Here is a 12,351-nt window from a genome sequence, read left to right on the forward strand (position 1 = left end):
TGCCCCGGCCTGTGCCCGCCGGGCACAGCGCGTTGTCTCAATGCGTGGGGTGAGGCACCGGCAGAGGCGCCGGACCCGAGGCGGGCGGAAAGGCGGGAGCTGCGGCCGCCGACGCCGGTGGCGGCAGGGGCGGCGGCGTGGTGGGGTCCGGCCTGCTGCTGCCGCCGGCCTGCGCAGGCGCTGCGGTGGGCGCCGGCGGCGCTGCTGGCCGTTGCGGCGGCTGGCCGCAGGCGATCAACGACATCATCATCGTCGTGGCAGTGGCGATCTTCAACAACCGGCGGTGCTCGAGAAAGTTCCATTGCATGGCGTGCTCCTTTTGGCGCGGCGCTCGCGCCCGATGATTTGCCCAGCAAGCGACCTCCCTGCCCATCGGCGCTTGCCGATGCCCCTGTAGGACTGGAGGCGGCCGGAGCCGACAGCGACGCGTCGTGCCGGCCGACACCTGCGCCGCACGGCAGTCTCTAGTCTGTGCAGCCACCGCAACCAGGAGCCCGACATGCAAGACGACATCCGCACCCGTTTGCCTGACAACGATGCGAACAGCGAAGAGAACCTCAGCGGCCCTGCTGCCGCACGCAAGATTGCCGACCTGGTCAGCGCCGGCGACAGCTGCTTCTTCTGCACCCGCGACTTGTCATCGGAGCTGCACTCGCGGCCGATGACTGTCATCGAAGTCGAGGACGGTGGCACGCTGTGGTTCTTCACGGAGATCGACAGCTTCAAGAACGTGGAGCTCGACCGCGACCCGCGCGTCACGCTGTTCTTCAAGGAGGGCGACAACGGTGGGCACCTGCGGCTGGATGGCACCGCCACGCAGGTGCTGGACAAATCCACCATCCACCGCCTCTGGACGCCCAAGCTGCGCGCCTGGTTCACCGAGGGCGAGGACGACCCGCGCATCAGCGTGCTGCGCGTCGACCCAACCGGCGGCGAGTACTGGGACAACCGCCACGGCACCGCCATCGCGGGCATCAAGATGCTGTTCGGCGCCATCGCCGGCCAGCGCACCGACGACGGGGTGCACGGCCGGCTCAGCTTTTGAGCTCTGTCTGGCCGGAGGTCAGTCGCAGGTGCCGCGCTCGCCACGGCGCCACGCAGCCAGCGCCTGCAACGTGGCGTCAAGCTGCCGGCGCAACTGCGCCAGCCTCGGGGCCAGGTCTTGCGCGTCCTGCTCGCGCAGCGCAGTGGCCAGCGTCCGCGCCTGGGTGGCCAGAGGCACGGCACCGACCGAGTTGGCTGAACTCAGCAGCCCGTGCAGCAGGAGGGCAGCGGCCTCGTGGTCACCGCTCTCCAGTGCCTGCTCCAGCCCCAGTGGCCCACCATAGGACTGCAGGAAGCGGTCGATGACCCGTTCATACAGCTCGGCGCGGCCGAAGCAGTGCTGCAGGCCGGCCGCAAAGGACACCGGCGCTCCCGGCTCGCCGGGCAGGTCGGCCGTGCCGCTACCGAGCCAGCGGGCCATGACGCGGAACAGCAGGTCGGGGTGAACCGGCTTGGTGACGAAATCGTTCATGCCGGCGGCCAGGCAGTCACGCCGATCGCTGTCGCTGGCATGGGCCGTCATCGCAATGACGGGCAGCAGCCGGTTGGCGGGGTCGGCGCGCAGCCGGCGCACTGTCTCGTAGCCGTCCATGCCGGGCATCTGCACGTCCATCAACACCAGCTCGTATCGCTCGCGGGCGATGGCCGCGATGGCCTCGGCGCCGCTGCCGGCGATGTCCAGCGCCACGCCGGCCACGCTGCGCAGCAGCTCGCCGGCCAGCACCTGGTTGACCTCGTTGTCCTCCACCAGCAGCACGCGGCGGCCGGCCAGGCGTAGCAAGGCCTGCTCGGCCGCTACCGGCGGCGCCGGCATCGGCGCAAGGGATCGGTCGCTGCGGCCGAGGCGAACGGTGAAGTGGAAGCTGCTGCCCTGGCCCGGCGTGCTGTTCACCGCGATGGAGCCGCCCATCAGCTCGACGAGCTGGCGGCTGATGGCCAGCCCTAGGCCGGTGCCGCCGAAGCGGCGGCTCATCGCGGCGTCGCCCTGCGAGAAGGGCTGGAAGAGGCGCTGCATCTGCTCCGCCGTCATGCCGATGCCGGTGTCGACGACCCGGCACTGCAGCTTCAGCGACGTGGCGTCGACCGGCGTGCAGTGCATGTCCACCGTGACCTCGCCGGCTGCGGTGAACTTGACGGCGTTGCCCGCCAGGTTGATCAACACCTGGCGCAGGCGCTGCAGGTCGCCGACGACGGCCCCGGGCGGCGCGCCGCGCAGGGTCACCTGCAGCTTCAGGCCCTTGGCCTCGGAACGTTGGCCGACGATGACCTGCAGCGCCTGGGCCAGCGCGTCCAGCTCGAACTCGGCCTGCTCCAGCTCCAGCTTGCCGGCCTCGATCTTGGACAGGTCCAGGATGTCGTCGATCAAGCCGAGCAGCGTCTCGCCCGCCACGCGCGCCTTGCTGAGATAGCCCGACTGCAGCGGTGTCAGCGCCGTGCGCAGCGCCAGGTCCGTGAAGCCCAGGACCGCGTTCATCGGCGTGCGAATCTCGTGGCTCATGTTGGCCAGGAAGACGCTCTTGGCCTGGCTCGCGGCCTCGGCAGCCAGCTGCGCCTGGCGGGCCTGCTCGGCGGCGCGCTGGTCGCTGATGTCGCGCACGATGGCCGTCATCAGCACCGCCTGGCCCTCGCCATGGCGGGCGATGGAGGCCTCGATGGGGAACTCGCTGCCGTCGGCGCGCACGCCGCTGAGCTGGCGCAGCCGCCCCATGCGGTGGGCCGCCGTGGCGCCGTCGCGCGCGAAGGACTGCACATGCGCCTCGTGGCCGGCGCGCGCTGCCGCCGGCAGGAAGCGGTCCAGCCGCTGGCCCAGCGCCGCCTCGGCGGGCAGACGGAAGATGCGGCTGGCCGCCGCGTTGAAGACGCGGATGCGCTGGTCCGCGCCGATGGTGATGACCGCGTCCATCGCGGTCTCGACGATGCCTTCCAGCTGCCGGTCGCGTTCGCGCAGCGCCGTCTCGGCCCGCTGCTGCTGCTGTTGGCGTGTCTGCTGGTCCAGCGCCAGCGAGAAGTCGTCGGCCAGTCCTTGCAGCAGCTCCTCACGCCTGGCGCCGAACCAGCCTGGCCGGTCGGTCTGGAACAGCAACGCGCCCCAGAGCTGCCCGTCGCGGAACAGCGGGAACACCGCCACCGCCCGCACGCCGTGCGCAATGGCCCGCTCCCGCATGGACGGCGGCGCCTGCACGGCGAGATAGTCGTTGCAGATGACGACCGTGCCGCTGCGCAGCGCCTTTGGGACGGGCAGGTGTTCAACCGCCGGGTCCAGGTAGTCCCAGCCCTGCGCAGCGGCGCCAAACACCGCGTCGATGGGGCCGGCGCCCGCCAGCACGGCGGCGCGCCCGGCATCGGCCTTGATGACCGCCACCAGCACCGCGTTGCCCGACTCGACGAACGCGGTGCAGATGTCGCCGGCAATGCTGTGCAGGTCGCCACTGCGCACCAACGCATGGTTGGTGCGCAGCAGCGCCTCGTACAGCCTGTTGGCCCGGCGCAGTTCCCCCAGCGGTGTGCTGAACCGCCGTGTCAGCCAGGCGGCGCAAGTCCGCAGCAGGCGCCAGGGCTGTCGCCTGCCAGGGCGCGGCGGGTTCGCCTCGGTCCGGTCTCGCATCGACTCTCCCTGCGCCACCTGCTGCCTGCAGGCGATTCGTTATGTTGTCGATGCCGATTGAACACCTCGGCGGCGGCCCTCGCAAGGCCGCCGTTTCATCAAGCTTTCGGCAAGCGGTCGCAGGCGGACATGAAAAAAGCACTTGACCGTGAAGCCAAGTGCTTTTTGCATCTGGTGCGCCCGGTTGGGATCGAACCAACAACCCCTGCCTTCGGAGGGCAGGGTACTGGGAGAAAGTGAGCATGCTCGAATTTCAATTTCTCCTATGAAAACGTCCCGCGCCGTCCCAGGAAATCCATAGACGTTTGGCCCACTTTTGGCCCACTTTGGCCCACAATGGAAGGTGCCTTCTGAAGTGGAGGAAAGCATGGGTGCCAAGATCGATACCGTCGACGCGCGGACCAGGGCGAAGCCGAGGTCGGAGCCCTATTGGGTCAGGCTTGCCGGCGGCTGCATGCTCGGATATCGCAAGCTCACAGCAGGGTCCGTCGGAGCTTGGTACGCGAGGTACAGGGACCCTGAAACTGGTCATCGCGCCAAGACCAGCTTGGGAGACTTTTCGAAGCTGCCGCTGGCCCAGCGCTACGACGCCGCGAAGAAGGAGGCAGAGCAGTGGTTTACTCACCTTGGCCGAGGCGGCGCTGTTGTGGCTTCGACGGTCAAGGCGGTATGCGAGAACTACGTCAAGCACGTACGGGCGACGGCAGGCAAGGGCGACGACACAGCGGATGACCTGCAAGCTCGATTCGCTCGCTGGGTGGACGACGCACCTATCGGGCGGGTCGCGGTCACCAAACTTACTCGACGCCAAGTCGAGACGTGGCGCGCAGAACTGGCGGCAACCCCAGTTGTGATCGATCCTCGCGCCAAGAATCCTCGAACACGCACCCGTGCGGCGTCATCGGTGAACCGTGACTGTGCGGCGCTTCGCGCGGCGCTCAACTACGCGCATGACATGGACGACGTCACGACGGACACGGCCTGGCGTGTGGCTCTGCGTCCCACGAAAGGCGCGGACGGTCGCCGCACCGTGTACCTCGACCGTGAGCAACGACGCAAGCTCATCGGTTGCGTGGACGAAGAGTTTGTCGAGTTCGTGAAGGGGATGACCCATCTCCCTCTGCGGCCTGGCGCGCTCGCTGCATTGACCGTCGGGCACCTCGACAAGAAGAACGGCGTGCTCAGCATCGGCAAGGACAAGGCTGGGCAGGATCGCAGGATCAAGCTTCCCAAGGCCACCGCAAGCATCCTCGCGAGATTGACGACCGACAAGCTGCCGGCGGCACCTCTGTTCGCCCGTGCTGGTGGAGGTGCCTGGAACAAGGACGCCTGGAAGAAGCCCATGAAGGCTGCAGCGGCCGCGGCGGGCCTGCCAGCGGGGACGGTTCTGTACACCCTTCGACATTCCACGATCACGGATCTGGTTGTCGGCGGCCTCGACCTTCTGACGGTCGCGCAGCTCAGTGGGACGAGCGTGGAAATGATCGAGAAGCACTACGGGCACCTGCGCGCCGATCACGCGGCGGAGGCGCTCGCGAAACTCGTTCTTTAGGCTGTCCAGCATCCGCCGGGTCTGCGGTACCACTGCAGTCTGCCAGCATAGAAATGTTGCCATGCTGGCCGCTTGGCGGGAATATTGCAGGTATTTATATGCATTCAGGCAGGCGGCGACTTGAACTCAAGATGCGGCTCGCTCGTCGATTCAGCATGGCGACGGAATAGAGAAATCCGTAAAATGTCCTTTAAATGGGAACTTCTCCATCCTTTCTATTCCGCGAGCTACTGCCGGAGGTGCCGCGAGGTTCGCCGATGCCGAGCGCATGGCTGCAGGCGCGTGGATTGACCGCCAAGCAGGTGTCAAGGCTTGCGCAGGACGGCTGGCTTGAGCGCCTCGGGCATGGCGTCTACATCCTTCCGGGGGATCAACTGGGCCGTGATGCCAGCTTGGCACGCTTGGCGGAGTCGATACCTGGCCTGCATGTCGGCGGGAAAACTGCGCTTGCGTGGCGAGGGGTGCGGCACAACCTCGCCGTCAAAGATCGACTGATCCTCTGGGGCGACAAGTCGGTATCGCTGCCGACCTGGTTCACGTCGTCCTTCCCGGCGGACTACCAGGCGACCCATCTCTTCGATCCAGGACTGCCGGCCAATGTCGGCTTGGCCGCATTGCCTGGGGGGCGGTCTGACGTGCTCGTCTCCACCTCCGAACGAGCACTGCTCGAATTGTTGAGCGACGTGGGCAAGGGGCAGGAACTCGAGGAGGCACGTCACCTGGTCGAGAGCGCAAGAACGCTGCGCCAGCCCGTACTGGAAGAGCTTCTCGCCCATCTCAAGCGGATCAAGGTCGCAAGGCTGGCTCATGCTCTGGCTGAGGAGCTGGGGCTGTCCTGGGCTGGCCTTGCGCGCAAACACAGTGAGCGCCTGGGCGGAGGCAGTCGCTGGGTGTCCACCACCAAGTCCGGTGAGCGGCTCAACCTGAAGCGGCCGACGTGAACGACGCATACGTTCGAACAGTCCAGTTGCTGCTGGACATCGCACCGGCCGTCCTCGAGACGCCCGTCTTTGCAATGAAGGGGGGCACTGCGCTCAACCTCTTCGTCCAGGACATGCCGCGCCTGTCCGTAGACATCGACGTGGTCTTCGTTCCCTACGATCTTCCGCGCGAGGATGCGCTACTGAAAATCGGCGCCGAACTCGCCGCCGCACAAGGGCGAGTCAGGGCAATGGGGTACGACGTCGAACTCCGCAAGAACAAGGATGGCACCGAAGCAAAGCTGTTCGTCCGGAGCGCCGACGCGGAGGTCAAGGTCGAGGTCAACTTCGTCTTTCGTGGCACGGTGATGGATCCGACGCGCCGCTCGCTGACGCCTGCGGCCCAGCAAATGTTTGCCGCGGACATGCAGGTCCCAGTCCTTGCCGATGCCGAGCTATACGGCAGCAAGCTGGTGGCGGCACTGGATCGCCAGCATCCGCGGGACCTATTCGACGTTCAGTTGATGCTCGAAAGTCATGGCTGGGAAGAACCGCTGCTGGACTGCTTCGTGGTTTACCTGGCGGGCCATAACCGTCCAACCCATGAGGTGTTGTTTCCCAACGAGAAGCCGCTTGCGGACGTGTTCAAGGCGGAGTTCGAGGGCATGACGATGGAAGCCGTCGAGCTTGATGATTTGCTGTCGACACGACGGCGCATGCTGGAAGAGCTTCCGCGCCAGCTGCTGCCCCGGCATTGCGACTTCCTGCGCTCCATGGTACGAGCGGAGCCGGATTGGTCGTTGCTCCCGTACGCCCATCTCAGGCAGCTGCCGGCCCTTCAGTGGAAGTTGTCGAACCTCAGCCGGCTGAAGAGGAACGCGCCAAAGTTCCAGTTCCAATACGATGAGCTGACCAGTCGCCTCGCGACTGCGCGGGGATGAGCCGCAGTTGCCAAGCGTGACTGCGCCGCCAGGCAGGGGGCACTTGCCCCTTTCGTCTTGCGCATGCACGGCACATTCCGTCCGGTTGCTTTGAGGGCGAGTGCGGCGGACGCTTACCGGCCGCTGGTGGCGCGATGTCAGCTTCAGGCTGACAGCGGAAGTTCGCCAACGGCTGTCTTGCAGTATCCCAACGTTGGCAGTGCGTCCGATGGGCTGCGTTTTGCACCTTTGCCCATCTTGATCGCGTGGGTGCTGGTAACGGTCGTCGCCACGTCGGCGCGGCACCTGAAGTACCTGCAGATGCAAAGAGACTACCCTTCCACAGTTTTGAGGATGCCATCCTGAGAGAGGCCGACTGAAATCAGAGAGAGGGACTAGCGGTCTCGTTCCGGGTGCACAGGATGCCCCACAGCATACTTTGACCAAGATGCGCCCATGGGTATCGCCAGCACAAGCAAGAAAATAGATTGCAATGCGCAGGTCATCGCTCTATATCTCGCCTCCCGGAGTTCGGCCGATGAACCTCTCCACTTTGCCCATACCGCGCATCGTCGCCCTCATGATGATGTCGCTTGTTGGTGCAACATCGGCAGGAGACGATTCCGCGCGAGGTGCAGTTGATCAACGCGAAGGTCGCGCTCCACCATCAGAAAAGTCTCTATCCTGGGCGAGGCGACACCTGCAGGACCAAGTGGCGCGCGAGTACCTTTCGACCACTTCCTACTTTCAAGGCAAGACAACAAACACCACAAAATACCTCAAGGCGCAAGGCTACAAGAGTGGGGCAGTCTGCGTCGACTGGGGCCAGATTCCGCAACTCTCGCGGCGACGAGTTGCACTCGGCACGGTCGACGAGAACGGCGCCGGCTTCTCCGTGATCAAAGCAAGAGGATTCGCTGCCGCAGCGTCGACGCCGAAAGAGGCCGAGCAAGCGGCGTTGAAGGCTTGCAATCTAAATAAGAACAACTCGGCGCGCAAGTATGATTGCAACTGCGCGACATTATATACAGAAAATGGCGTTGTGTTGGAGGTGCCAACCAGAACCGCTGCGATTGTAGCCAATTGGTTGGATTCGCTTGAATTTCCTGCGCTGTGCGCTAGTTGGATCGAACATAAGCCGATTGGCTTTTTTGTTCGCCCTCCAAACAAGCCTTCTTTTGGCGTCGATAAAAAGGCGACAGCCTGCTCCGCCGACCTCCAGACAATGCGCAGTGGTGATTTCGTGGTCAACGATGTCGTTTCCGCAATCGAGCGCGACAAGACTTCGACCCCACCAGGGTCGCCGGATGTTTTCCCAGGCCCTCCGGTTGTCGACGAACATAAACTCAGGGATCTAGATCTTCGCGATGACTATGGCAATCAAGTCAGCAAATATATTTGGTTCTACCCGCCAGTGGGTGACGTCTGGGCAAAGGCTTGGAGTACTGAATACACTCTCCCAGACAAATGGGGGTACCACTACAAGCTATTTCGCGTACCCGACGAAGCAAGACTGGCCGTCACCAACACCCTGAAGGCGATCGAGACAAGCAAGCTGTATCGCCGCATCAAGCGGCAAATGAACCCTGAAGTGCCGCTGCCAAATTTTGACGCCAAAGACAGATTGGCGAACTATGTGCGAGCTTTTGATGTAACTGATCCGAAGACGGCATCAGCATTCAACCTTCAGCCAGCGTACTGGAAAGGCGGCCTACTTGGCGTCGAGCGACCAATCACCTTGTGGGCGGAGGCGAGTGTACTCGTTGATGCAGTGGGGATCCCCGTCTCGGCTCCACTAAGAAGTGTAAGGCCAATAGCGATACTATCCAATCGCGCGCTCTACCTTTACGCGGAGGAGATAGTCAGAGAACAGCCTGACGAATCCGCTGGCGGCGTAAGCGAGCCATTTGAAGGGAGGGTTCTAAATCTCTCTAGGTGTCATCCACACACGGGCTGCGTCGCGTTCGCTGTAGACTACTTGGCAGCAGAAGTCGTCGCCGAGCTAAGCGGCGAACCAATTGCAGCGAAGCTGGCGTCACCAACCGTACCTCGCAAGGGGAGCGCAAGGCTACAGAGAACTTTCGAAGAAAGTCGGGTATTAAGCGGGCTTGCCGGACCGTACTACGAACTCTCCACCTATACGGTGACAGCTTGGGCTGCGCCAAACTTTGTGCCGCTGGCGACTGTTCATTTTCGTGATCGCGCGGCGGGCAAAGACAGTTGGGGACCCGACGATCAGATATACCTGACAGTCTCTCATGCGCTGCAGATATCTGTTGGACGCAACGGCACCTACACCGAACCGACCGCCGCCCAATATCGCGCATACAACGACGAAGTGCAACGCGCGGTTGCTCGCGCTCTGTCACGAGTTACGGAGCGTCTGCGCGCCTTTACTACCGTTACAGACTAGGAGAAAGTGCGTGAATCCGAACACCGCTCGAAATTGGCTGGGACTGTTTTTTCTTGTCACAACAGCGCTTCTTGGAGCATATATACTAATTTTCAAAGAAACTCGCTATCTCCCAGTATCCGATGATGACGCAACTAGCGCCTTCCAAATTGTCATTCCAACGTTCATTGCTCAACTAACGATTGCCTTTCGCTTTCTGGCAAGTCCGCCTCGCGATCTAGACAACGCGACTCAGCACTTACCAACATGGGTTGTTGTTGGTCCTCCCGTACTAGTGGTCGCTGTGCTTGGCGTCACTATCGCCATGCTTGTTGCGGATGGCGGAGGTTCGCTGAGAGCGGGGCCGATATTCAAGAGCGTTGTCACGTTTTGCGTAAGCCTGCTGGGAGCCACTACAGCCTTTGTTATGTCTGCGATATTCCAGGGGAGCGGTCCGCGGGCCCGATCGACATCGCGCCCAAGTACGTAGTGCGACGGCGTCAGTTTGGCCGGCGTCGCGTTCGGCCGCCGCAGGACGGTGATCCTGTTTCGCCTCCTCGGCTCAAACGTTGAGCGACCGCTTGCGGGCGTCGAGTTCTGCAAAGCGGAGGACCGCACCCGCTGCAAAACAGCCGTCCGCTGAGCGGATGTAGCCTCCAGGCTGATCTGAGTCGTTCGCGGTTCAATATCTGACGGCCGTTCCCGCCAAGACCGGCCATAGAGCGCGGCGCTCCTGTTGGGTATTCGTCCTGCCAGGTCATCTTGAAGTCGGGCGCTAAATACGTACGTCACGTACTGGGTCAGCGGAACTTCGCTGGCGCCTTTCACCTTGTCGCGGATGGTGGGGTCCTTCCACTTCCAATTGAGGTCTTCGCACCGCAGCGCCAGCCACTCGCTAGGCCGCGTGTCGACGAGCAGCAGGGTTGCCGACAGGCCGCCAGTTGCTCGCGCTGCAAGGTCCTCCTTCACCTTTGCCCATTAACTCACGTACGACCTTGGCCTTGGCGCGGTTCTGCGGGCAGGGTGGAGGCGCAATCGGGATGCTCGGCGCACCAGCTCAGAAAGCGACGCGGCCACCGCCACGAAAGCCGCGTGGCTGTGGGCCGCGTCAGCGTCTCGCGCTCGGCCCATTCACTCACCAAGAGTACCTCGCCGCCAACCGGCGATCCAGGAGGAACTGCCCAGCTGACGGTTGCCGCGTCCGCAGGCTTAGCCTTCAAACACCCAGGTGCTTGAGCAGCACCGGCAGCACCTTGCCGTCGGCGGGGTAGAAGTCGTTCTGCTGTTTGTAGTGGGCCACGGCGGTGCGCGTGGCTTCGTCGAGCACGCCGGTCTGGGCCACGCCGAGCTTGTTCTGCAGGCGGCGCACCTGGTCGGCGGGCAGGGCGTCGGCGGGGGGCGTGGCGGGCGCGGGGTTCTCGGCGGCCTGGCGGTTGGCGGCCATCATGTCGGGCACTTTGGCTGACACATAGGTCGCGTTGCTGATGCCCATCAGCCAGTAGAGGCTGTCGGGCAGCTGCGGGAAGCCGTTGCTCTTGATGATGGAGTACAGCGAGTAGCACCACGCGAACAGCGTGAAGGCCAACATCTGGAAGCGCAGCAGTTCGACGCGGCCATCGCTGCCCACCAGCAGCGTTCGCCAGCTCAGCCGTTCGGACGCCGGCACGGGCGTCGGGTCGGGCGCGCCCCGCTCCACACCACGGGCCAACACGCTGCTGGTGCCGGCGATGCCCAGCAGCCCGAGCACTGGCGTCAGCGACAGCAACGTGTCGGTGCTTAGCCAGGTGAACACCAGCGCGAAAAAGGCGGCCACCGTCCATAGTAGAAATTGCAGGTTGGACAGGCTCAGCCGGCCCGACTCGTGCTCGATCAGCTCCGCCACGGCGCGCGCGGGGCCTGCCCGCATGCACACCATGCAGATGACCAGTAGCGCCAGCACGGCGCCAAGGCCGACCGCGGTGGACCACTTCCAACTGCTCAGGTGCAGCGTGGCCTCGGCGTCGAGCACGGGGCGGCCACCCTGGTTGACGATAGTGCGCATGCTGGCCGGCACGCCACGAATGCGGCTGAGCCAGTCGCTGTCTTCCAGCAGCCGTTGCATCTCATCGCCCTCTACGCGCAGCTCGAAATGCAGCGCCTTGCCCTCCTGTTTGCTGAAGCGGCCGGTCAGCGGCATCTTGCGCGAGCCCACCTGCAGGCAGAACACCGGCGGCGCGTCGTTGGGGCCGAGCCGGTCGGTCTCAAGCGCCAGGTCAAGCTTGCCGCCGTGCGGCACCAGGGCCGGAGAGATGCGCACCACCTGGGCCGTGGCGGCGGGCACGATCTCGGCGAAGCGCGCCGGGCGTTCGAGGAAGAACTTGAGGGGCTGGGTGCCTTGTGGGTCTCGCCAGGTGAGCACCGCCCCGGGCTGCACTGCCACCTGGCCGTTGGGCTTGCGTTCCAGGACGGCGCCCGCGCCGATCTCGATGTCGGACAAGCCTTCCAGGTTGGGGCTGGCCGGCAGGGGCCGGCCGTCGGCGTCGCGTGCCACACCGTTGTCTACGAGGGCTGTGAAGCGCCGATCCTGGACGGCCAGCACCACAGGGCCTGCGCCTGCCTCGGCGCGCAGCGTGGCCTGGTCGTCGCGCAACAAGCCGCGCCCAAGCGCCACGCCGTTCACGAGGGTGTTGGCGGCCAGGCGGTCGGCATCGGCCGCGCCGCCGAGTGCGGAGGCAGGCAGCACCAGGGGGCGCTCCAGCCTGCCCTCCAGCCAGGCGCGGGCCCCCGTCATGTCCACGGCCATGGTCAAGGCCTGGTCTTTGGCTAGGGTGACGCTGGGCGCGCATGGGTCGGGCGCAGCATGAGCGGCGGGCAGCGCGACGCACAACAGGGCTGCAGCCAGCAGCAGGCGGAGGGCGGGTGTTGAAGTCGTCACGGGC

Annotated in this window: 8 protein-coding genes; 5 read left to right on the forward strand and 3 right to left on the reverse strand. The window is 64.5% G+C overall.

The window, feature by feature from the left end:
* Positions 1-37: 37 nt before the first annotated feature.
* Positions 38-307 (reverse strand): hypothetical protein, encoded by a 270-nt coding sequence (locus ACG00Y_RS26760; RefSeq protein ID WP_394484359.1) that lies wholly within the window; start codon positions 305-307, stop codon positions 38-40.
* 192 nt (positions 308-499) lie between these two features.
* Here ACG00Y_RS26760 and ACG00Y_RS26765 point away from each other — a divergent pair, with 192 nt between their 5' ends.
* Positions 500-1,045 carry a pyridoxamine 5'-phosphate oxidase family protein gene (locus ACG00Y_RS26765; protein ID WP_394484360.1) on the forward strand — a complete coding sequence of 182 codons (546 nt, stop codon included), beginning with the start codon at positions 500-502 and terminating at the stop codon, positions 1,043-1,045.
* Between the two features lie 18 nt (positions 1,046-1,063).
* Here the strand turns inward: ACG00Y_RS26765 and ACG00Y_RS26770 are convergent, their stop codons facing one another.
* The gene (locus ACG00Y_RS26770) at positions 1,064-3,649 is read right to left on the reverse strand and encodes a hybrid sensor histidine kinase/response regulator (RefSeq protein ID WP_394484361.1); all 2,586 of its coding nucleotides are present in this window, start codon (positions 3,647-3,649) and stop codon (positions 1,064-1,066) included.
* A 367-nt stretch (positions 3,650-4,016) separates the two neighbouring features.
* Between ACG00Y_RS26770 and ACG00Y_RS26775 the strand changes: the two genes are divergently transcribed.
* The 4 genes from ACG00Y_RS26775 to ACG00Y_RS26790 all read left to right on the forward strand — a co-directional run bounded on the left by ACG00Y_RS26775 (position 4,017) and on the right by ACG00Y_RS26790 (position 9,454).
* The gene (locus tag ACG00Y_RS26775; protein ID WP_394484362.1) at positions 4,017-5,201 is read left to right on the forward strand and encodes a tyrosine-type recombinase/integrase; all 1,185 of its coding nucleotides are present in this window, start codon (positions 4,017-4,019) and stop codon (positions 5,199-5,201) included.
* A 194-nt stretch (positions 5,202-5,395) separates the two neighbouring features.
* The gene (locus ACG00Y_RS26780) at positions 5,396-6,142 is read left to right on the forward strand and encodes a type IV toxin-antitoxin system AbiEi family antitoxin domain-containing protein (protein WP_394484363.1); all 747 of its coding nucleotides are present in this window, start codon (positions 5,396-5,398) and stop codon (positions 6,140-6,142) included.
* Positions 6,139-7,062 carry a nucleotidyl transferase AbiEii/AbiGii toxin family protein gene (locus tag ACG00Y_RS26785; RefSeq protein WP_394484364.1) on the forward strand — a complete coding sequence of 308 codons (924 nt, stop codon included), beginning with the start codon at positions 6,139-6,141 and terminating at the stop codon, positions 7,060-7,062. The genes ACG00Y_RS26780 and ACG00Y_RS26785 overlap by 4 nt, the downstream gene beginning before the upstream one ends.
* Before the next feature lie 517 nt (positions 7,063-7,579).
* The gene (locus tag ACG00Y_RS26790) at positions 7,580-9,454 is read left to right on the forward strand and encodes a hypothetical protein (RefSeq protein WP_394484365.1); all 1,875 of its coding nucleotides are present in this window, start codon (positions 7,580-7,582) and stop codon (positions 9,452-9,454) included.
* 1,195 nt (positions 9,455-10,649) lie between these two features.
* On the opposite strand, the gene ACG00Y_RS26795 is transcribed toward ACG00Y_RS26790, so the two are convergent.
* Positions 10,650-12,347, reverse strand: a complete 1,698-nt coding sequence (locus ACG00Y_RS26795) for a hypothetical protein (RefSeq protein WP_394484367.1) — start codon at positions 12,345-12,347, stop codon at positions 10,650-10,652.
* Positions 12,348-12,351 lie beyond the last annotated feature (4 nt).

This window comes from Pelomonas parva, from assembly GCF_043555835.1.
Lineage (GTDB): Bacteria > Pseudomonadota > Gammaproteobacteria > Burkholderiales > Burkholderiaceae_C > Pelomonas > Pelomonas parva.

Coding starts and splice junctions, on each gene's coding strand:
- ACG00Y_RS26775 (WP_394484362.1), top strand. CDS start 4,017: ATGGGTGCCAAGATCGATACCGTCGACGCGCGGACCAGGGCGAAGCCG.
- ACG00Y_RS26765 (WP_394484360.1), top strand. CDS start 500: ATGCAAGACGACATCCGCACCCGTTTGCCTGACAACGATGCGAACAGC.
- ACG00Y_RS26760 (WP_394484359.1), bottom strand. CDS start 307: ATGCAATGGAACTTTCTCGAGCACCGCCGGTTGTTGAAGATCGCCACT.
- ACG00Y_RS26780 (WP_394484363.1), top strand. CDS start 5,396: ATGGGAACTTCTCCATCCTTTCTATTCCGCGAGCTACTGCCGGAGGTG.
- ACG00Y_RS26770 (WP_394484361.1), bottom strand. CDS start 3,649: ATGCGAGACCGGACCGAGGCGAACCCGCCGCGCCCTGGCAGGCGACAG.
- ACG00Y_RS26790 (WP_394484365.1), top strand. CDS start 7,580: ATGAACCTCTCCACTTTGCCCATACCGCGCATCGTCGCCCTCATGATG.